This window comes from Acinetobacter harbinensis (assembly GCF_000816495.1).
Taxonomy (GTDB): Bacteria; Pseudomonadota; Gammaproteobacteria; order Pseudomonadales; family Moraxellaceae; genus Acinetobacter; species Acinetobacter harbinensis.
Genome location: NZ_JXBK01000001.1, coordinates 1927512 through 1949522 on the forward strand (window position 1 = coordinate 1927512; position 22011 = coordinate 1949522).

Annotated in this window: 19 protein-coding genes; 9 read left to right on the forward strand and 10 right to left on the reverse strand. The window is 41.9% G+C overall.

All coding sequences use genetic code 11. The annotated features are described in order from the left end of the window. From ahpF to SE27_RS09030, 3 genes are all read left to right on the forward strand, one after another. A partial coding sequence (ahpF, locus tag SE27_RS09020) for an alkyl hydroperoxide reductase subunit F (protein ID WP_039623919.1) occupies positions 1-1057 on the forward strand: 1057 nt, incomplete at its 5' end. A gap of 200 nt (positions 1058-1257) precedes the next feature. Next, positions 1258-1602 carry a hypothetical protein gene (locus SE27_RS09025; RefSeq protein WP_039622728.1) on the forward strand — a complete coding sequence of 115 codons (345 nt, stop codon included), beginning with the start codon at positions 1258-1260 and terminating at the stop codon, positions 1600-1602. 785 nt (positions 1603-2387) lie between these two features. Then, positions 2388-3599 carry a YeeE/YedE family protein gene (locus tag SE27_RS09030; protein ID WP_039622729.1) on the forward strand — a complete coding sequence of 404 codons (1212 nt, stop codon included), beginning with the start codon at positions 2388-2390 and terminating at the stop codon, positions 3597-3599. 60 nt (positions 3600-3659) lie between these two features. Here SE27_RS09030 and SE27_RS09035 read toward each other — a convergent pair whose 3' ends face one another. Further along, on the reverse strand, positions 3660-4181 hold the full coding sequence (locus SE27_RS09035; RefSeq protein WP_039623921.1) for a putative periplasmic lipoprotein: 522 nt from the start codon (positions 4179-4181) through the stop codon (positions 3660-3662). Between the two features lie 291 nt (positions 4182-4472). Here SE27_RS09035 and SE27_RS09040 point away from each other — a divergent pair, with 291 nt between their 5' ends. Further along, entirely contained in the window at positions 4473-5516 is a 1044-nt protein-coding gene (locus SE27_RS09040; RefSeq protein WP_039622730.1) for an NAD(P)H-dependent flavin oxidoreductase, read from the forward strand. A 72-nt stretch (positions 5517-5588) separates the two neighbouring features. Here SE27_RS09040 and dusB read toward each other — a convergent pair whose 3' ends face one another. Beyond that, the gene (dusB, locus tag SE27_RS09045; RefSeq protein ID WP_039622731.1) at positions 5589-6605 is read right to left on the reverse strand and encodes a tRNA dihydrouridine synthase DusB; all 1017 of its coding nucleotides are present in this window, start codon (positions 6603-6605) and stop codon (positions 5589-5591) included. An 82-nt stretch (positions 6606-6687) separates the two neighbouring features. Here dusB and SE27_RS09050 point away from each other — a divergent pair, with 82 nt between their 5' ends. The 3 genes from SE27_RS09050 to SE27_RS09060 all read left to right on the forward strand — a co-directional run bounded on the left by SE27_RS09050 (position 6688) and on the right by SE27_RS09060 (position 8897). After that, the gene (locus tag SE27_RS09050) at positions 6688-7896 is read left to right on the forward strand and encodes a DUF1615 family protein (RefSeq protein ID WP_039622732.1); all 1209 of its coding nucleotides are present in this window, start codon (positions 6688-6690) and stop codon (positions 7894-7896) included. Beyond that, positions 7863-8513 carry an HAD-IB family hydrolase gene (locus tag SE27_RS09055; RefSeq protein WP_039622733.1) on the forward strand — a complete coding sequence of 217 codons (651 nt, stop codon included), beginning with the start codon at positions 7863-7865 and terminating at the stop codon, positions 8511-8513. The genes SE27_RS09050 and SE27_RS09055 overlap by 34 nt, the downstream gene beginning before the upstream one ends. Before the next feature lie 180 nt (positions 8514-8693). Then, positions 8694-8897: a hypothetical protein gene (locus SE27_RS09060; protein ID WP_039622734.1), complete on the forward strand. Its 204-nt coding sequence runs from the start codon at positions 8694-8696 to the stop codon at positions 8895-8897. A 42-nt stretch (positions 8898-8939) separates the two neighbouring features. Here the strand turns inward: SE27_RS09060 and SE27_RS09065 are convergent, their stop codons facing one another. Both SE27_RS09065 and SE27_RS09070 read right to left on the reverse strand, forming a co-directional pair. After that, positions 8940-10034: a fatty acid desaturase family protein gene (locus SE27_RS09065; RefSeq protein WP_039622736.1), complete on the reverse strand. Its 1095-nt coding sequence runs from the start codon at positions 10032-10034 to the stop codon at positions 8940-8942. A gap of 14 nt (positions 10035-10048) precedes the next feature. Further along, entirely contained in the window at positions 10049-11113 is a 1065-nt protein-coding gene (locus SE27_RS09070; protein ID WP_039622738.1) for a ferredoxin reductase, read from the reverse strand. A 139-nt stretch (positions 11114-11252) separates the two neighbouring features. Between SE27_RS09070 and fabR the strand changes: the two genes are divergently transcribed. Further along, on the forward strand, positions 11253-11948 hold the full coding sequence (gene fabR, locus SE27_RS09075; RefSeq protein ID WP_039622740.1) for an HTH-type transcriptional repressor FabR: 696 nt from the start codon (positions 11253-11255) through the stop codon (positions 11946-11948). A 46-nt stretch (positions 11949-11994) separates the two neighbouring features. Here fabR and SE27_RS09080 read toward each other — a convergent pair whose 3' ends face one another. Then, positions 11995-12804 carry an alpha/beta fold hydrolase gene (locus tag SE27_RS09080; RefSeq protein WP_039622742.1) on the reverse strand — a complete coding sequence of 270 codons (810 nt, stop codon included), beginning with the start codon at positions 12802-12804 and terminating at the stop codon, positions 11995-11997. Between the two features lie 152 nt (positions 12805-12956). After that, positions 12957-13223 (reverse strand): PAAR domain-containing protein, encoded by a 267-nt coding sequence (locus SE27_RS09085; RefSeq protein ID WP_039622744.1) that lies wholly within the window; start codon positions 13221-13223, stop codon positions 12957-12959. Positions 13224-13473: 250 nt separating this feature from the next. Between SE27_RS09085 and SE27_RS09090 the strand changes: the two genes are divergently transcribed. Next, entirely contained in the window at positions 13474-15021 is a 1548-nt protein-coding gene (locus tag SE27_RS09090) for a PcfJ domain-containing protein (protein ID WP_039622747.1), read from the forward strand. Positions 15022-15078: 57 nt separating this feature from the next. Here the strand turns inward: SE27_RS09090 and rapA are convergent, their stop codons facing one another. The 4 genes from rapA to hemL form a co-directional block, all read right to left on the reverse strand. Further along, positions 15079-17916 carry an RNA polymerase-associated protein RapA gene (gene rapA, locus SE27_RS09095; RefSeq protein ID WP_039622749.1) on the reverse strand — a complete coding sequence of 946 codons (2838 nt, stop codon included), beginning with the start codon at positions 17914-17916 and terminating at the stop codon, positions 15079-15081. A gap of 143 nt (positions 17917-18059) precedes the next feature. Continuing rightward, positions 18060-18704, reverse strand: coding sequence for an RluA family pseudouridine synthase (locus tag SE27_RS09100; RefSeq protein ID WP_039622751.1), 645 nt, complete (start codon positions 18702-18704; stop codon positions 18060-18062). 347 nt (positions 18705-19051) lie between these two features. Continuing rightward, positions 19052-20275: an acyl-CoA dehydrogenase gene (locus SE27_RS09105; RefSeq protein WP_039622753.1), complete on the reverse strand. Its 1224-nt coding sequence runs from the start codon at positions 20273-20275 to the stop codon at positions 19052-19054. 421 nt (positions 20276-20696) lie between these two features. Beyond that, the gene (gene hemL / locus SE27_RS09110; protein WP_039622755.1) at positions 20697-21998 is read right to left on the reverse strand and encodes a glutamate-1-semialdehyde 2,1-aminomutase; all 1302 of its coding nucleotides are present in this window, start codon (positions 21996-21998) and stop codon (positions 20697-20699) included. Positions 21999-22011 lie beyond the last annotated feature (13 nt).

The following is a 22011-nucleotide window of genomic DNA, read 5'->3' on the forward strand; positions in this document are numbered from 1 at the left end:
ACCGATGTTGTTCCAAAATGGTGAACATATTGGTCAGGGTCGTATGAGCTTAGAAGAAATCGTGGCCAAACTGGATAGCGGTTCTGCGGCCAAAGATGCCGAGAAACTCAACAACAAAGCAATCTTTGATGTATTGGTGATTGGTGGCGGGCCTGCCGGTAACACCGCAGCGATCTATGCTGCACGTAAAGGGATTCAAACGGGGATTGTGGCAGAACGTTTGGGTGGTCAAGTCATGGACACCATGGACATTGAAAACTATACCTCGGTACAAAAAACCCAAGGGCCAAAATTTGCAGCTGAAATGGAAGCGCATGTTCGTTCATATGATGTTGATATCATGAACCTACAAAAAGTCAGCAGCATTCAAGGCGCCAATGAAACTGCCGATGGTCTGGTTGCAGTGACGTTAGACAATGGCGCACAGTTAAAATCTAAAACCATTGTTTTATCCACCGGTGCGCGTTGGAGAGAAATGAATGTACCGGGTGAGCAAGAATATAAAACCCGTGGCGTGGCCTATTGCCCACACTGTGACGGGCCTTTGTTTAAAGGTAAACGTGTCGCGGTAATTGGTGGCGGTAACTCAGGTGTAGAAGCGGCGATTGATTTGGCGGGTTTGGTTGAGCATGTGACTTTGGTGGAATTTGACACCAAACTGCGTGCCGATCAAGTATTGCAAGACAAACTCAACAGCTTGCCGAACACCACCGTGATTATGAATGCACTGTCGACTGAAGTGATCGGAGATGGTACGCAAGTCACTGCCCTTAAATACCAAGACCGTGCCACGCAAACAGAACACAGCATTACGCTGGCGGGGATCTTTGTACAAATTGGTTTATTGCCCAATACCGAGTTCTTAAGCACCTCCAATATTGAGTTATCAAGCCGCGGTGAAATTGTGATTAACGATCGCAATGAAACCAATGTCAAAGGCGTGTTTGGTGCTGGTGACTGTACCACTGTGCCATATAAGCAAATTATTATTGCCACCGGTGAAGGGGCAAAAGCGGCGCTGTCTGCTTTTGATTACATTATCCGTTCTGGTCAGTAAATACATAAACTTTTGGCTAAAACCAAGTTAGAATAAAATTTGGCTTATATCGCAGCAACGATATAAGCCTTTTTTTCAATAGACTTTTTAATAAAATGTTACACATCATCAACAATTTATGATCTTTATTTAAACGTCTTTTCGCTTATATTCGCACTATCCCATTTATGCGGATCATACAATTAAAAGGAAATATGAGAATGAATAAATTACTTGTTGCTTTAGGACTTGCTGCCACGGTTGCTTTGGTTGGTTGTAACAAAGATAAAGCGCCTGAAACCGGTGCAACCACGGGTGAACATTTAGAAAATGCGGCCAATCAAGCGGGTCATGACATTTCCAATACCACTGCAGAAGCGGCAAATGACACAGCAACTGCGGTCGATCATGCAGCTGAAAGCACCACCAAAATGGCAGATGAAGCAGCTGTACGTGCAGAAGATGCCGCACATGATGCAAAAGAAGCAGCTAAAAAAGCCACAGCAGCCACTGCCGGTGCAGTTGAACAAGGCGCTGCCGATGTAAAAGAACGCGCTCAACAATAATTTAACGTTTAAAGTCAACAAAAGCTCCTGATCAGGAGCTTTTGTCGTTGAATCGCCGCGCCTGTTAACCTAAATTTATTTTATGTTGTATGCATTCAGCCGTTTAAGCACATATTTGAGCGGTCATATTTTCGTTATTCAGAAAGAGATGATGCACATCGTCTAAGATGGCTGCCAGTTCTAGCCGATAAAATCACAGGTTATATTAAAGAAGCCGACTGACCGATGAAAACCTAAAAATGAGATAAAGATTCCACGCGTGAACTGACCGAATTAATCCATATTTCGGTTTTACGTGGTTTAAGGTTTAGATGCGTCATACTTTGCCCATCACGTTGTAGCTCAACTTACAGCACATACTGCTCATGTACGCGATGAGATAGGCGTTGATGAGCATATGTTGCAAACCACCCAATCTTCTGCACTGCGTTTTTCACTGAGCGAAATGTTCCGGCTACTTTCTATTCTGATTAATCCCATCAATATCTGTTTAGCCTGATGATTGTTGATATTTTATGCTTAGCCGAATAAGGCGGATTGTCGAGTTATTTACAGAAAGCTCAATTCTTAAGGTCAAATTAGGCATTGTCCTATGCAGCATTCTTGTTATGGTCTTTTATACATGGACTGATGCACTGTTTAACACTTAAACACATTTATCTATTTTACTGATATAAAGCATCAGTTATTCTCAGCTAAAAAAGCATTTATGCGGCGCTAAAAAAATATTATATGTGAATAATCAATTAAAATATCCCGACTGATTTAATCAACTTTATACATTCATGTCTATTATTGCTGCAAAATCTAATCGTTCTAACCTGTCTGTTTGGGTCGCATTGGTTCTATTGTTCATCGGTACACTGGGCGCTTATCAAGTGGTCGGACTGAATCAAGCACTGTTATTTTTGGTCGGTGGCGCACTGGGTATGACGCTCTATCATGCCTCATTTGGCTTTACCTCTAGCTGGCGGGTTTTTATTAAAGAACAACGCGGCCGTGGCTTACGTGCGCAAATGATTATGCTGGCGTTGGCAGTCTTACTGTTTTTCCCCGCTTTAGGCGCAGGTGAGTTATTTGGTCATCCAGTAGAAGGCTTTGTTAGCCCCCTTTCCACCTCTGTCGTGATTGGTGCTTTTATATTTGGCATTGGCATGCAATTGGGCGGCGGCTGTGCTTCGGGCACACTTTATACTGTCGGCGGCGGTAGCGCCCGTATGTTGGTGACCTTACTATTTTTCTGTTTGGGTTCTTTAATAGCCACCACACATCTAGATTGGTGGTTCAACCTGCCCCATCTTGCGCCAATCTCTATTGTCAGCAGTCTAGGCGTCGTTCCAGCATTAATGGTGAGCTTTGCTTTATTTGCTCTTATTGCCGCAATCACCATTATTTTTGAAAAAAAACGGCATGGCACGCTTGAAGTAGAACCTAAAACGCAAGATATCGGCTTTAAGCGCTTCTTGCGTGGCCCATGGCCGTTAATTTGGGGCGGTATTCTGCTGACCTTACTCAATTTCGCAACATTATCTTTGGCCGGACGACCGTGGGGCGTGACCTCTGCATTGGCAGTTTGGGCTGCGAAAATCGCCAGTAGCGTCGGGGTTGATGTGGCCTCTTGGGCATATTGGCAGCAACCTGCAAACGCCAAAGCATTATCTGAATCATTATGGTTTGACATCACGTCGATGATGAACTTTGGCATTATGCTTGGTGCATTGTTAGCAGCAAGTTTGGCGGGTAAATTTGCACCCAATTTCCACATTGCCAAGCGCTCTTTAATTGCAGCGGTAATTGGCGGATTATTACTGGGCTACGGCGCACGATTGGCTTATGGCTGTAATATCGGTGCTTATTTTAGTGGTATTGCATCAGGCAGTTTACATGGTTGGTTATGGTTGATTTTTGCTTTTATCGGCAATGCGCTTGGGGTTAAATTGCGTCCGATCTTCTTTCCAGATGAGCGCCCAGAAGCTGAAAAACTCACTGGCTGTTAAAAAATTGTTATGTTAATGCTCAACAGCCCATCCCATTGATGGGCTGTTTTGAGTTATCTGTTAACTTTGTACCAAGGCATGCTTTAAATTACAGCCCAGACCCATAATTTCTTGGGCCTGACGATAAGAACTATAACGATTTAACACAAAATCATAAAAGGCTGCCGCGCTACTAAAATCTTTCGCCAAGTTCTGAGCAGCGACATGGGGCAATTGTATCTGCGGCATCAAATCTAAGTTCTGATTGCCCAAATGATACATCTGCACAAAATAGTCATTCATCATTTCACAATAGGCCTGTTTAACCGGTTTTAACGAACTGCGACTGACTGCATGTAAATGCAAGCTCTGTAGCTGATTAACGTCCAGTATCGACTGATCTGAAAAGGCAATATTATTATTTCTCTTAAATAACTGATAATCCTCAGACAACTGCTGATTTAAATGGTTAAAACGCTGTTGTAAAACGCCAGCATCCGCCACTTGATATTGCGTTATATCTAGCTTTACCGCTGCCTGCTCTGAAGATGAACAGGCGACCAACATGCTGCTTAAGATCAAAGTCACTAAAATAAATCGCATCACTAAAAAATTTCCAAGCATCGCAGTGTAATACGGCGATTATGCCAAAAACAGCGCATTAAAGTCATTCTTTGAAAATTTCTTATTTTTTATAGCTCAATACACTGTTTTAGATGTAAGTTTTCGCGAAAGCACATGCCGTGCTCTTTAGATCAAGCAAATTTTATTTTGATGACATTGTTTATTCAATGACAGCAAAAAACAGGTTTTCATGTCGTAATAAAATAATGAATATTATTTGCTTAATGCTAACGCCTTCGGCAAAGTAAGCATGACAAGGAGAAGCCCAACATGACCTTATTAAAACAATTTCAGATTAAACACCCTATTTTTTTGGCCCCCATGGCCGGTGTTTCAACACCAGCATTGGCGGCAGAAGTCTCCAATCAAGGTGGCTTAGGCTCGCTTGGTTTAGGCTCAAGTACTTTACAGGACGCGCGCCAACAAATTTTACAAACACAAGCGCTAACGCAACAGCCCTTTCAAGTAAATTTCTTTTGTCATCAAAGCGCTGCGCTTGATCAAGACGGCGCAAAGCAGTGGATTGAGTATTTAACCCCACAGTTTGAAAAATATCACGCCACAGCGCCCAGCGAATTAAAATGTATTTATCACAGTTTTTTAGACAATGACGATTATTTAAATTTGGTACTGGAAACTCGGCCGAAAGCAGTCAGTTTCCACTTTGGTATACCGCATGCCCATCAAATTCAAGCTTTAAAAGATGCTGGCATCCTGACCATGGTTTCTGCCACCAATTTAACAGAAGCACAAGCAATTGAAGCGGCAGGTATTGATGTCATTATTGCCCAAGGAATTGAAGCCGGTGGCCATCGTGGGATTTTTAATGCCAGCTTGGATAGCGCACTGATGACCGCTGATTTAGTTCAGTTATTCACTCAGCATTGCAATTTACCCATTGTTGCTGCGGGCGGCATCATGGATGGACGACAAGCACAGCGATTAATTAAGCTCGGTGCGGCGGCGGTTCAACTGGGCACTGCATTTGTGCAATGTAAAAGCTCGAATGCCAATGCAGCTTATCGAAAAGCACTGTTTAATAATCCCATTACCCAAATCAGCAGCAGTATTTCTGGTCGTGCTGCGCGCGGCTTAATCAATCACTGGCATCTACAAATTGATCAACCTGAACGTCCGACTGTGGCCACTTATCCGTATTGCTATGACTTAGGCAAGCAGCTTAACGCCGCTGCGCTAGCACAAGGTGATGAGGGTTTTGGCGCATTTTGGGCGGGAAGCAATGTCGTACAAATACGCGACCTAGAAGCAGCAGACTTAATTAATCAATTGGTGTTAGAGATGACCCAACATTAAGTATGTATCCATCATGAGAATTTCATAAAAACCTGTGTTGTTGCAGGTTTTTATAACCGTTTTTTACCGAGGTTACAGCACATCAATTACTTGCGCTTGTACATCACTTAAGATCTGACCTTGGGCCAGTAATTGATCAAAATATGCTTCGACCACTTTAAATTGTTGCGCGGTATTTTCAACTTGATACATACTTTGGCGAAACTCATTACTTGAACGCAAACCTTTGGTATACCAAGCAATGTGTTTACGTGAAATACGGCAACCGGAATACTCGCCATAAAACTCATACAGCTCTAACAAATGCCCCAATAATACTTCTTTTACTTCTAGAATATTCGGTGCAGCCAAATGCTGATTGGTCGCTAAATAATGAGCGATTTCACGAAAAATCCATGGTCGGCCTTGGGCAGCACGTCCAATCATCACCGCATCAGCACCCGTATAATCCAGTACATATTTGGCTTTTTCTGGCGTGTCGATATCGCCATTGGCAATCACAGGAATGCTTAATAATTGTTTAACTTCTTTAATGAGGTCATAACGTGCGGTATTTAAATACATATCTTCACGCGTACGACCATGTAGCGCCAGTGCAGCAATACCTGCCTGCTCTGCGCGCTGTGCCACGCGTAGAATATTTTCATGACCATTTACATAACCCAGCCGTGTTTTCAAGGTGACCGGCACATTGACTGCGGCCACCACCGTATCCAAAATACGCGCCACCAAATCTTCATCTTTTAACAATGCAGAGCCCGCCAATTTATTACAGACTTTTTTGGCTGGACAGCCCATATTGATATCAACAATTTGTGCGCCATTCGCTACTTGATAACGCGCGGCTTCTGCAAGCTCTAAAGGATCAGAGCCCGCAATTTGTGCAGAAATGGGGGCAAGTTCACCATCAAAATTGGCGCGATATAAACTCTTTTTACTCATGCGTAATGTTTGGTCTGAAGTCATCATTTCACTGACCGCATGACCTGCACCAAAGTACTTACACAACGTCCGAAATGGACGATCCGTAACACCTGCCATGGGCGCAACAATTAAATTATTCGACAGCTGATATGGACCAATATACATATAATTTCATCACTTTTTCAACCGGCATAGTATACTGCATCTGCTGTATCGGCTCATCCTTTTGGAATATGTTTTCACCCTCATGAAAAAAAGTCTTTTGCTTTTATCTGCTGTTAAATCCTTCAGTATTTTAACTTTGTCGGTTATTTTGGCGGCATGTGGTGACAATTCTTGGTGGTCAAAAAACAATCAACCCACATTAGATGCCGATCAAATTAAACAGCTATTGCCCCCTCGAATAAATGAGCGCAGCGCATGGGCCAAAGATATTTTTGATATTACCGAGCAACTTGATATTCCCCAAACCAAAGAAAATATTTGCAGTATTGTGGCCGTGGCCGATCAAGAGTCCAACTTCGTGGCCGACCCGCAAGTTGCAGGCTTAGGTGAAAAAGCGGTTAAAGAAGTTGAAGATCGTTTAGATGAAAAATTTAAGGATAAATTAGGCGATGCCATTGGTGGAACATTAGCTGGCTATTTCCAAGAGGTTTTAAAAAACCAACCCAGTCCAGACAATAACTATTTAAGCCAAATGCGTCGGGTTAAAACCGAACGGCAATTAGATGAGTTATATCGTGAAATTTTTAGTTATATGTCGAAGCACTATCATGTCAGTGCATTAACCGGTGCAGCAAAATTAGTCGGACAAGATTTTGCAGAGAAATTAAATCCGGTCACCACATTGGGTTCTATGCAAGTGCATATTGGTTATGCCAAAGAGCATAAACGTCAAAGTGGCAATATTGCCGCATTACGCAGCGATTTATACAGTCGATATGGCGGTTTGTATTACGGTATTCATCGCTTAATGATGTATCCTGCGGATTATAATAAGGCCATTTATCGCTTTGCCGATTATAATTCAGGTATGTATTCCAGTCGAAATGCAGCCTTTCAAAGTATGTTGAATGCGTTAACCAACACCAAACTTGACCTAGATGGTGACTTATTACTTTACACGAAAGATGGCTCAATTCGCTCAACTATCAGTCAATCTGAACGTGAACTTACCAGTGTTTTTGCCAGCAACAATATGTTAGTTACACCACGACAAATCCGCACTGACTTAAAAAAAGAAAAGAAAAAAGACTTTGAAGATACAGCAACTTATCGCGCTGTAACCAAGCTATATCAGGAGAAAATGGCCAAAGAACCAATGTATGCTATCATGCCAGAAGTGGTCATTTCAGGCCCTAAGCTAAGCCGTGACTATAATACCAATTGGTTTGCAACGCGCGTCAATGGAAGATACCAATCATGTATGCAACGAGCAAAAAGAATAAAAATCTAGCCCTGTTCGATTTTGATGGCACTCTGTGCAATAAAGACAGCTTCACGGGGTTTATTTTTCACGCCTTATCTAAACGGCACATTGTTAAACAAGGCATTAAAATTCTGCCGTGGATTCAAGCCTATTATTTAAACGCATACTCAGCGCCTGCTATGCGTTCTAAATTGTTTCGCGCCATGTTTACCGACGCCAATGCGCTGGAACTCAATACTCTGGCACAAGAATATGCAGCGCAGCTGATGAGTCAACTCAATAGCTCATTGTTTAAACAATTAAAGCAGCACCAAACTTTAGGTGATGATGTGGTCTTGGTTTCAGCCTCGATTGATATCTATTTAGAATCTGTGTGTGAATTATTAGAGATTGACTTAATTTGCACGCAGACTGAAACCATCGACCATGTTTATACCGGTCACTATGTCAGTCCAGATTGTAGCTCTGAACAAAAAAGACTGCGGATTTTAGAAAAATATAATCTAGACGAATATGCCAGTATTTATGCGTATGGAAATAGCCATGAAGATAATGAAATGCTAGCGCTCGCTGATTATTGTTATATGGTCGGCCGCGATAAAGCTCTTCCCGAACTGGCTTTGGCCATTCAAATTGCTATTTAACTACACCATAAAAACAATGAAGTTACTTTTGCTAAACACTCATAATATTTAATCGTTATTAAAATTAACGTGCTGTTCTATTGATATAAAATGCAATTTATCAGAAAATAAACCGTGATACACTTCACTAAATTCGCATTTATAGCGGTATTAAAACCGAAAAATTAGGATATCACGTCGATGAATCTTTTTACCCCACCTAAGCTGATCAAAGGTCTGCATATTCGTTTTGGCGAAAATCCTGTCGTATTATTGTCTCTGTTTTCCACCTATGCCACGCAAGATAATTGGTGTCCACACGACATTCTCAATGTCATTGTGCAGGCTAAAAAAGGTAATTATATGAGTTTAATTAAAATTTTAAGAGCGCATATCCAGCATTAAAAAAGCCACCTCATTTGAAGTGGCTTTTGTTTAATCTATAGTCTATTTTTTAAATGGGAACGCAAATTTAACAATACGTTTAATCACGCTACCATACTGCTTAACCAAACTGGCATTGTTGTAGTTCAAACCATATTTCTCACAAACCGCTTGTACTTTCGGTGCGATTGCACGATAGCGGCGGGCTGGAATATCTGGATATAAATGATGTTCAATTTGATGACTTAAATGACCGGTCAAAATATGGAACGCCTCTGAACCGGTTAGATTGGATGAGCCACGGATCTGACGCATATACCAATGTCCACGGCTTTCATCTTTAAGGACATTCTTTGGAAAAACTTCTACATCTTTGGTGAAGTGACCACAAAAAATGATACTAAACGTCCAAAGATTACGAATGCCATTGGCCACCAAATTACCGGTTAAAACCGGTAGCGCAGCAGGGCCGGCAATCAGTGGGAAAAATATATAATCTTTAAAGAGTTTTTTGCCCATTTTTCGCTGTAAAGGCGCCCACTCTTGTTTTAACTCTTGTTTGCTTTTACGTCCCATCCACACTTTGCCCAATTCAAGATTTTGAATGGCAACGCCCCATTGGAATAGCGCAGCAAACGGAATCGCATAAAGTGGTTGTAACAAATAGCCCGCTTTCCAACGTTGCTCAGGGAAAAGGCGCAATAAACCATAGCCAATATCATCATCCATCCCTTTAATATTGGTATAGGTATGATGTTTAAAATTGTGGGTTTCACGCCAATTGTCTGCGGTACCAACAATATCCCACTCATAACTTGGACCATGGAATTTCGGATCGTTCATCCAGTCGTATTGACCGTGCATGACATTATGACCCAACTCCATATTTTCCATAATTTTGGCAAAACTTAATAAACCGGTGCCTAAGACCCATGCCGGTGGAAACCAACCTGCAAATAAACAGGCGCGACCGGCAAGTGAGCTATAACGCACAGTAGAGTAGACACGGCGAATATATTTGGCATCTTTTTCGCCAATATCATCTAATTCTTGTTGTTTAATTTCATCCAACTCGCGCGCTAAACCATCTAATTGAGATGGCGTCAACTCGCCGTTTTTAGGATTTTTAAAATATTGCATTTTAACGGGCATATTCATAATATTTAACTCACTTATAAATCAATGATGAGATCAGACTGCGCTGAATTAACACATATTTTCAACAGGTTGCCCGGCTCTGTATTTTCTCCACCATCGACCAAGTTTTTAGTTGAACCTTCCACTTTATTACATACACATTTATGACAGATTCCCATTCGGCAACCATGTCTTGGTTTTATATTTTGTTGCTCTAAACTGCTTAAAATCGATTGCCCTTTGGGAATGATCAGTACTTTTTTAGATTTAAGCAGGGTCACATTAACAAAACCGCTTTCGGCTGCCGCTAAGCTAGACAAGCTAAAGGCTTCACTCTTGAAATTTTGCGCCGTAGTAAACAACTGTTCAGCTTGAACCACAAATCCTGATGGGCCACACGCATACACGGCACTGTGTTCAAGATTTGAAATTAAGTCAGCATGAGCTCCATTTAAGCGTTCACCAGCATCTTTTTCTTGGGTATAAAAAATCTGATATGAAAAATTTGGATACTGCTGCGCCAACGCTTCAAATTGCGGTTTAAAGGCAGCATCAGCATAACAGCTGACCCAATACAATAACTGTACAGGTGCTTGCGTCATTTGCTCATTTTTTACCAAGGCTTGAAACAAACTCCACATCGGGGTAATACCGCTACCTGCGGCCAGCAATACCAAGGGCTGTGGCTGTTCGGGTAATTGCATATCACCATAGGGCTGCCCGAATTCCAGAATATCACCGACATTTGTGTGGGTTGCTAACCAAGAACTCACTTTACCTTGTGGCACAGCTTTGACTGTCAACATGACATGTTGCGCATCGAGTTGGGTCAAACTGTAACTGCGTTCATAGCGGATACCGTTGATATTGACAAAAATTGGATGATGCTGCCCTGCTTGTCCCATTTTAAAATGGCGATTGCACTGCAAGGTTAAACTGACCATATGCTCAGCACGTTGCTCTTTGGCCACCACTTTGCCTAAGGCTTGATTTAACGACCAAAGGGAATTCATTTTTTGTAGCCAAAAATTAGCCGCATGCTGATCAATATTTTCAGCCAAGGTATTTAAGGGAGATTTCATTTTTTCTAAAACATGCATAGTGATTACCACGCGATTGGACTTTAATTATTATACACATGTATATATATTTGTATATACATGTGTATTATTTCTATTCATTTCCCAAGTGAAGTAGCAAGCGCTATACTATAGGAGTATCTCTAATGCTTTGAAAAATATGAATCCATCTGCAATTGAAAAAAATGTTGATGCCAGTTGTTATGAAAAAAAATCCCTCCAACCCGCCGTTGTAATACGTACTGTGGGTCGAAAAGCCACCATAACCAAAGAAGAATTATTCCAAGCTGCGTTAAGTTTAATTGGCCCGCAAAAAAGTATTTCCTCTTTAAGCTTACGTGAAGTTGCACGCCAAGCAGGGATTGCACCGAATAGTTTTTATCGACATTTTAAAGACATAGATGAACTGGCCATCGAACTGATTGATCGTTCAGGTCATGTATTGCGTCAAATTTTGCATCAAGCACGCTTAAAAGCCTCGAAACAAAACAGTATTATTCGTAGCTCTGTAGAGGTTTTTATTGAACAGCTCGATGCGGATGAGGGCAATTTAAGTTTATTGCTACGAGAAGCCTATACGGGCTCTGCCTCTTATAAATTGGCAGTCGAACGCCAACTTAATTATTTTCAACAAGAGTTACAAGACGACCTGATTCGTTTAGAGCGCTTGAATAACAGCAAGTTATATCATCCAGATTTGGTCGCCAAAGCCATCACCCAGTTGGTGTTTAATATGGGGGCAAAAATGATTGATATTTCTTTAGTTGAACGTAAAGAAACTGCGGAACACACCATGATTATGATCCGCATGATTTTAGAAGGTGCGCGTCACTTAGATGAAGCTCGAATTCGCTAAGCAGTAACCATTAAGATGACGGCTATGGAGAAATCATCCTTCAGCTTTAATCCTGTTTTTGTGCAGCAATGATTTTTTTCACCAACGCGGCCGTCTTATCTGGCTGTTCCAACGGGAACATATGCCCGCCTTGCATCAAACTATAGTCAATTTGATAGGTCTTTTGCATGGCCTGCGGAAAACCTTGCTTATAAAAGGGACTCTGCTCTGCACTGATCAGATGTACTGGCACGTTCGGTGCTTTTCTTGGCGTACGCCACCACCACGCAGGAACGGTACGGAAAATTTCCGCTTCCAGTACTTTAGGCACAGTTAAGGTGAGTCCACCACGGATGGTATCTTCCTTCAATCCACATTCCAAAAAGTCCTGAAAACAGGCTTCATCAAAATGCCGAAATAAGGCATTGTGACGCATAGATTGATAGGCATGATTGTAATCCGGCCAATGATCAGTGCGCTTTAAGGTCAGTCCTGCCGGAGTAAATTGATTAACTGCTTTTAGACCCAGTTTTTGCACCAACTCAAATACGATAGATTTTGAGCCAATCACAAAAGGTGGATCCATAATCACCAATTGAGAAAACAAATCAGGGCGTTTATAGGCACTCATTAAGGTTAACAATGAACCAAAGGAATGCCCCAAGCCCACCACTTTTCGACCATCAAATTGTTGTTCAATATCATCAATTATTTGATCGACCAAATAACGCCAATCGTGATTAATCGGATATTGTGCATCCATCGCAATCATTGGAATGGCTTTTAATTCAAAGTCAGCATTAAAATGCTTAAAAAACTGTTGGTAACTGTGAGCAGGAATACCATTGGCATGGGTAAAATGAAGTGCTGTTTTCATATTATATTCATCTAATGATGCAGCTTAAACGAAATTAAGCCCTTAAGAAGATTCAGCTTACGCAAAAATTGCTTCAAATTAAATGAATAAACTCAAGATAAGCTGACTTAAGCGTCGTTTTTGACTTTTCTTCACTTTATCTTCTGATCGAGTTATTTTTGTGACACCACCAAGGCTTGATTGGCTAAGAAAGTTGCACCGCAAGTGGTTTTATCACCCACAATAACCACAGCACGCCCTTGCACCACAGTAGACTGATCGGCAGCAACCGCTGCAACCATCACTTTACATTTTGGGCAAAAATGTTTCATGCCGTTTAAATGTACCGCAATGCCATTGATGGTAAAGGTATTTTCACACTCTGTGACAATGCCGCCGTGCGAGGTATTGGAGCCTAAAGTAATTAATGCTTTCATCATTCTTATTTCTAGTTATTCAACTTGAGGGAATTTTACACGATCCAGATTCTTTACTCCAATCTGATGCAACTTTTTCTGCTTTACTGACGCAAATGATGTAAAAACACTAAAATTTAAATCTTAACGGCTCATGACTATAAGTAAATATAATCAATCAAAGAATAGAAATGCTTGGATTATTTTAATGTCAAAGTCTGAATTAAAGCGCTAGAATCGTTAAATAATTCAAAAGTATGTGTGCGCGTCTTTTATGGATTCTTTAATCAATAACAAGCAATTGGCACTTTTTAATCAGACCTTACTTGAAGCTTTTCAACACTTCAAGATTCGGCTAGATTCACATTCCAGCGCGCCTGTTGAATTAAAAGTTGAACCATTTTTTGAGCTGACAGCCGATCCGAAACAACAATCGATTTGGTGCATCCACGCCTACTATAAACCGCTCGCCGCGCTGTTGCCTTCTACCGAAATTTATCAGTTTTTATGTCGGCTGTTACAGCATAGAGAGATTACCACGCAAGATCGTCAAGAATTCATCAGCATTGTTTGTCATTACACACAAAATCAGCTGTGTGATGATATGAATCAAGCACAATTGTTTGCCTGTTATCGTGCGGTCATGGCAAGTCTTTCTGGCCAAGCTCGCCAAGAGAATAATCACGAGATATCTCAACCCATCCTCATAGATGCTCAAAATCTACTGGATTATGCCAATCATGCTTGCCTGCAAATACGCCAAGTGCTGCTTGACCATTTTTCTCAAACTGAAATTCTGCGTTGGTATTTTTTAATCTATCATAATTTTACCCCACGAAGTTATTACCTATTTGAACAGTCGTTATTGCCGGTTCTGCCTGAATTACGGCGCTGGGAAATGGAACATCCCAATCGTGCAGTATGGTTCTTATTCTTTAAAGATTTAGATCATATTTCAGATCCGAGCTATTTTAGCTATGTGCATTTAATGAGCTTACAGCATCTGGGTAGCCCTATTTTTCAGCATCAAGGTCATATCAAAAAATTATTTGCTTTGCCAAGCGAACAATTTATTCAAACCTTACAACTGGCTTTTAATAGCAGCGTTGAACGTCCTTATTTAGCGATGATTTTAATCAAAATCACTTTAGAAGCTACGCCTGAGCAATTAGAGCAATTCAGTTCTTTAAGCTATTGCTTGGCGATGGATCATCAATATGATTATCAACCGGCATATATTGAACAATATGTGCATGCTTTAAAGCTCTCCTTGGAATGCTTTATGGCTGCCAATCAAGCATTCGAATTGGAATTCACCCTAAATGACTTTTTCTTTGGCAATCAAATTCAGCATAACATGCAAACCAATCTGCCCAATATTGCCTTGGTACATCCTAAAATGACTTTGAAAAGCGCAGCCAAACACAGCAATGCTTGGCATCGTTTAAGTCAACATTTACAAGTCCAACAACATGCTTTTACTTTTGCACCATATCAACTGGAAATGCATGAAGCACAATTTGAACTGATCCATTTACCTGAGCAATTACAAGCAGAAGCACAGCAGATGCAACACTGCGTACTGAGTTACGCCCAAAGACTAAGTGAGGAACGTTATTATTGTTTCCGCGTTCATTATGCCGATTTTCGAGGCACGCTAGGTGTGGTTTATCATCCTGAACATGCCACATATGAACTGAATCAACTGATGGGCATACGTAACACGCCGGCACCTGAACACCTACTGCGTATTGCCCAAGTCTTTACGCATCACCTAACTGTGGAAGATATCGTGTTTCAAAATCTAGCGGCCAATAGCTAGCGCGGTCTATCTAGGCATAAAAAAAGCACCCGAAGGTGCTTTTTAAGGGCTGATAAATTAAGGTTTAACCACCACCAACACTTGAATGGCTTCAGCCGTCACCGACAAACCATCGAGTAAGCCAATCCCTTGTTTTTGAAGACGCTGTAAACGAGAAATTTCATCTTCACGAATACTTGGATTAAACTGCTTTAAATAGGTTAAACGATCAATTTCATATTGCCATTTGTTGCCATACACTTCTTTCGCTTGTTGCTTAAAGTTCGGCAATGCCGCTTTGGCAATATCGAGCGCTTGATTATAACGCTCTTCAATAAGATCACGGCGCGCTTTAACCACCTGACGGCAACTGTTGCTATCTAAATGATGTAAATACGGCTTTAAAATACTTGAATCAATTTTAGCCGATAAATCTTGCCCTGTTTCACTGAGCAATACACGAATCATTTGCTGCGGTAAGCTAGAAGGTAAGTTTAACGCTTTGGGTGCAATCACATCCACTTTAAACCAAACTTCCAACAAGACCGAACCTTGTTTAAGTGCATTAGATTTTAACAGCGCTACGTTGGTACTGCCAAAACCTTGCGTATTAATCATCTCCATCACACTTTCAGTGAAAGGATGTTCAAGGGTCAAATACTGGGCATCTTCACGTAGTTGTGCTTGATCACGATAAAACGTTGCGGTCATGCCATCTTCATCAAGCGACAAACCTTGCACTTGCATTTGATCGGTAGGCTTAATGATCACTGTGCCATTGCTTTGCTCATCAAAATCAATATTGGTGGCGGCCATGAAACGTTTAATAAACACCGGCAATGGTGAATTATCGTCATAATCTTCAAGTGCTTGTACAATTTCTTGTGCCACAATCGGACGACATGAGTTGTATTCTAGCAAACGGTCACGCCCTGCTTGTAGTTCAGACTCTAAGGCTTCACGCTGTACACCGACATCGTCAAGCAAGTCTTCAAACTGTTGACCTAAGTCGGCCACCAAGCAGTTTTTTAAGGGCACAATAAAGTTTTCTTGTAGCGTTTGCGCAGTTGGCGAGATATTACTAAAGATATTTAAACCTTCGTTATACCAACGGAACATGCGCTCTTGCGCAGTACCAGCCAAATAAGGCACATGAATTTGAATACGATTTTCTTGACCAATCCGGTCTAAACGGCCAATTCGCTGTTCTAAAACGTCAGGGTTGATTGGTAAATCAAACAAGATGAGATCTGAGGCAAACTGGAAGTTACGGCCTTCTGAACCAATTTCAGAACACAATAAGATTTGTGCGCCATAGGAATCTTCAGCAAAATACGCGGCGGCCTGATCGCGTTCAAGCAAGCTCATGCCTTCATGGAACATGGCGGTACGAATACCCGCATGTAAACGTAGGACGTTTTCTAAGGCTTCAACCACCGGGCCACTGCGAGCAATCAGCAATACTTTTTTATGTTTAAGCGCAGTACGCAGCATTTCCATCAACCACATCACACGTGGATCGTTTTCCATCCATGCGCCATCCAGCTGAGCTTCTTCAGGCCACATTTGTTCACGTAATTTACCGTCTTTTGACCATGTTGCAGGTGCAGCTAAAGCCACAGGTTGACAGTCACGTCCCGGGAAACCTTGAATCGCTTCACGGGTATTACGGAATAAAATACGTCCGGTACCATGACGATCTAACAATTCATGAATCGCGCGAAAACGTTGCTCTGGCTCATCTTGAATACTATGCCCAAGCAACGCCTGAATAGCAGATAAATGTTCTGGCTCTAAAGGTAGGTCAGACATCAACACTTCAGCAATTTTAGCGGTGTGATGATACTGCTCTTCTTCATTTAGGAAACGATCAAGTGAACTAAAGCGCTGCGGATCGAGTAATCGTAAACGGGCAAAATGACTTTCTACCCCCAATTGTTCTGGGGTTGCAGTCAGCAATAACACACCCGGAGTTTTTTCAGCCAGCTCTTCAATTAAGTCGTAACGATCGTTGCCGCCCTGTTCTTCACTCCACGTCAAGTGATGCGCTTCATCGACGACCAGTAAATCAAAACCAGCTTCTAAAGCTTGTTCACGTAAATCATCGTGATCGACCATTAAGTCTACACTGGCAATAATACATTGCTCAGTTAAAAATGGATTAAAGTCAGGATCATGTTCTTTGATGGACGCAGTACGGGTTAAATCAAATAAGGAGAATTGCAGATTGAAACGGCGACGCATTTCAATCATCCACTGATATTGCAGTGAATCAGGCACTAAAATCAGAATACGTTCTGAACGACCTGTTTTGAGCTGTTGATGAATAATGAGGCCCGCTTCAATGGTTTTACCCAAACCCACTTCATCGGCCAGTAATACACGCGGTGCAAAGCGTTGACCCACTTCATGGGCAATATACAACTGATGCGGAATAAGGCCGACACGTGCGCCAATCATGCCACGCAGCGGACTTAACTGCATATTGGCTTGCATCAGCAAAGCTTCAATACGCAAGTCATACCATTCTTTATAATCAATTTGACTGGCCAACAAACGATCTAGTGGTCGCGACAATTGAATATGTGCGCCGACACGCGTTTCATTTAATGCCTTACGCTCTTCTGTGCCATCGTCTAAAGTACGCATGACGTTATAACGCACCACACCATTGCGATCTTCAAAAGACTCCACCAACCATTTGGTGCCTTCTTGGTCTTGTAATTCATCTTTAATATTAAACACAATACGCGATAAGGGCGCATTGCTACGTGCATAGACACGCGTTTCATCACTTTTCGGAAATAAGATGCTAACCGATCGTTCATCTACATCAATAAGAACCCCTAAACCCAGCTCCGTTTCTGTATCTGATAACCAACGTTGACCAATAGCAAACTGATGCAATTTTTCCACCTTTATTTAAAAATGAGGACACTTATTTTAAGCTTAATACCTGATGGGTATTTGAGCAAAGAAACAGGCCTTTAAGCAATATATTTTGACATAAAGCGCACTAAAATGTACGCAAATCCGATAATGATTAAAAAGTTTCTGACTTAAAAAGGAACCGGCGCATAAAAGGCAACTTCCTGCTCGGTTTGAGGATGATAAAAACTCAAACGTTCAGCATGTAAACACAAACGCTGCGCCAATTGCTGCTGTGCTGTACTGGCATATAAGGTATCGCCAATAATAGGATGGCCTAGGTATTGCATATGTACACGAAGCTGGTGAGATCGACCAGTGATGGGGGTTAACTCCACACGGGTCACCGCCTGTCCTTGAATTTCGAAATGCTCAGTGGCTTGCCAATGCGTGAAGGCAGGCTTGTGATGGGTCGCGTCGGCAATATGTAATGGCGGGTGCTCAGGATCATAAATCACCGGCACATCGACCGTGCCTTGACCGTCTAGATGCCCCGCCACTACAGCTTGATAGGTTTTTGATGTTTCGCGCTCTTGGAATTGACGAGAAATGGTTTTTTGCCCCCATTTGCTCAAACCAAAAACCAAAATACCGGAAGTATCACGGTCTAAACGATGAATCAGTAAGGTGTTAGGTTCTACTTCTAAGAGTCGATTGATGACGCAATCGCGTAAATCTTCAGTCTTACCGGGAACGGTGAGTACGCCTGCAGGTTTATGGATCACCATAAAATCTTCATCACGATGGATCAGGTGTTCGGTTAGAAAATTACTCAATATTCAATTCCAAGCAGATCACGAAAACAAGCCGGCAATGATAGAAAGCTTGGCACAAAATTACAATGCACAATGCGCTAATTGCCGATGGTTTTTCCGATTTTGATAAAAAATTGTTTTAATACAGTGAAAATGCAATTTTGATCTGTGCTTTAGCCGATAAAAATCCAGCTGGCGTTATATTCAATCAAAGAGGTGCCCTGAGCATTTAGAATAAATGTTGGCTTAAAACAATTGCATAAGCCATGCAGAGTGAGTCTTTGGTGTATCAAATATCCATTTTTAAAAGGCCATACGACCCTAGAATACGCATATATAAGCATTTTAGGGAGGTTAATTATGCCAAGTTAATTACTAAAAGCGGCAATACCGGTCTGTGCACGGCCTAAAATTAAGGCATGGATATCGTGGGTCCCTTCGTAGGTATTCACCACCTCTAAATTGACCAAGTGACGTGCCACGCCAAACTCATCACTGATGCCATTGCCGCCCATCATGTCGCGGGCAACACGAGCAATATCTAAAGCCTTGCCACAGTTATTGCGCTTAATCAGTGAGGTGCCTTCAACCGAAGCAAGGCCTTCATCCTTCATGCGGCCAAAACGTAAAGCGATTTGTAAACCTAAGGCGATTTCAGTCTGCATATCGGCCAGTTTCTTTTGAATGAGTTGATTGGCGGCAAGCGGACGGCCAAACTGCTGACGATCCATGGTATAGCGATGCGCCGTATGCCAACAGAATTCTGCTGCTCCCATGACGCCCCAAGCGATGCCGTAGCGTGCACTATTTAAACAGGTAAAAGGACCGCGCAAACCTCGAATTTCTGGAAAGGCATTTTCTTCAGGAACAAAGACGTTATCCATAACAATCTCACCAGTAATGGACGCACGCAAACCCACTTTGCCGTGAATCGTCGGTGCAGATAGCCCTTGCCAGCCTTTTTCTAAGATAAAACCGCGAATCTCTCCAACATTGCCGGCAGTAGATACTTCTTTTGCCCAGACCACAAAGACGTCTGCAATCGGGCTATTGGTAATCCACATTTTTGCACCGCTTAAACGATAACCACCGTCTACTTTTTTAGCTCGACTCATCATACTGTCAGGGTCAGAGCCGTGATCTGGCTCGGTTAAGCCAAAGCAGCCAATAAATTCACCTGAAGCAAGTTTCGGTAAATATTTTTGTTTCTGCGCTTCTGAACCAAACTCATTAATCGGCACCATCACCAATGAGCTTTGCACACTGGCCATGGAGCGATAGCCTGAATCGACCCGTTCGATTTCGCGAGCAATTAAACCATAGCTGACATAATTTAAACCGGCACCGCCATATTGTTCAGGAATGGTCGGACCTAACAAGCCCAATTCACCCATTTCACGAAAAATTGAAAGATCGGTTTTTTCATGACGGAATTGCTCCAGTACACGCGGCATCAGCTGACCTTGACTATAAGCCGCAGCCGCATCACGAATCATGCGTTCTTCTTCTGTCAATTGACGCTCAATTAAAAAAGGATCTTGCCAATCAAATGGAAAATGTCGTTTCTTAGCTGTATTTGTGATTGGATTCATTGCTTTTCTATCCCTGATTGTCTTCTTAATCCTTCATTCGATGCTAAGCTTAGCGGGTAAAAATTTCAAATGATAAATTCGTACCCAGATATTCCATTTAAGCATCGCTTGCTTTTTATCCTGCTTAAAAACCAAGTTCAGCTATCCATTCAAGTTTAGATAACGCAATTTTTATTTTTGGTTCTGTAGGATCTATTGCTAGTGCAGTCTAAAAACCAGATAAAAATAACTTTCAATTTCGATCAATATTGATTTATACAGTAATTTTAAATGTAACGAGATTGTCTTAACGATTGAATTTTATAATGATTATTTTAGTCGCAGATTAAAATTTAAAGCATAAATTCATATTAAATTTCAATAGTATCAAGGCCGCAAGCACTCAGTCTGGCTAAATGCTTACGGTGTGGATCAATACAGACTACCCTTTCATTTCAGCAAATGTCTCTGCTGCGGCCTGAATAGTAAAGGCAATATCTTCATCACTGTGTGCCGCTGACATAAAACCGGCTTCAAATGCAGAGGGTGCTAAATTGACACCACGTTTAAGCATACCGTGGAAAAACTTACGAAAAGCAGCCACATCGCATTTCAACATCGAGTCAAAACTGGTGATGTCTTGTTGGTCGGTAAAATATAAACCAAACATACCACCGGCTTGCTGCGTTCTAAAGGCAATACCGGCTTCATCTGCTGCGGCTTGTAAACCTGCCAATAATTTTGCCAATTGCGCTGTCAGCTGTTCATAGAAACCATCAACACGTAAATGTTTAAACATTTCAATTCCAGCACGCATCGCCAATGGATTGCCTGACAATGTGCCTGCTTGATACACTTTACCCAGCGGTGCAATACATTCCATCACTTCACGTTTACCACCAAAGGCACCCACCGGTAGACCGGCACCAATAATTTTACCTAAAGTGGTTAAATCTGGAGTCACGCCATAATGCGCTTGCGCACCGCCTAAAGCCACGCGAAAACCGGTCATCACTTCATCAATAATAAACACTGAGCCGTGCTCATCACAAACATCACGTATGGCCTGTAAAAAGCCATCAATCGGTTTCACCAAGTTCATGTTGCCAGCAACCGGCTCTACAATCACACCGGCAATTTCTGAACCAAATTTTGCAAAGCATTCTTTTAGCATTGCAATATCGTTATACGGCAGCGTTAAAGTATGTTTGGCAAAGTCAGCAGGTACACCGGCTGATGTGGCTTCACCTTCACCATTGGTCAACATGCCCGAGCCTGCTTTAACTAAAAGCGAGTCTGAGTGACCGTGATAACAGCCTTCAAATTTTACAATTTTGTCACGCCCCGTATAGCCACGCGCCAAACGAATTGCGGTCATGGTCGCTTCAGTACCGGAGTTGGTCATGCGTACCATTTCAATAGATGGCATGATTTCACAAATAATATCTGCCAACGTGGTTTCATGTACGGTTGGCGCACCAAAGCTTAAACCGTCGACAGCGGCCTCTTGTACCGCTTTGATAATGGCAGGATGCGCGTGGCCTAAAATCATCGGTCCCCATGAACCGACGTAATCGACATAACGCTTACCATCGACATCGTATAAATACGCACCTTTGGCTTTTTCAATAAAGACAGGCGTACCACCCACGCCATTAAAAGCACGTACCGGTGAATTGACCCCACCTGGAATATGTTTACTGGCTTGTTTAAACAATTGTTCTTGCTTTGGAGATAAGCTCATGAAGGTACTCGAC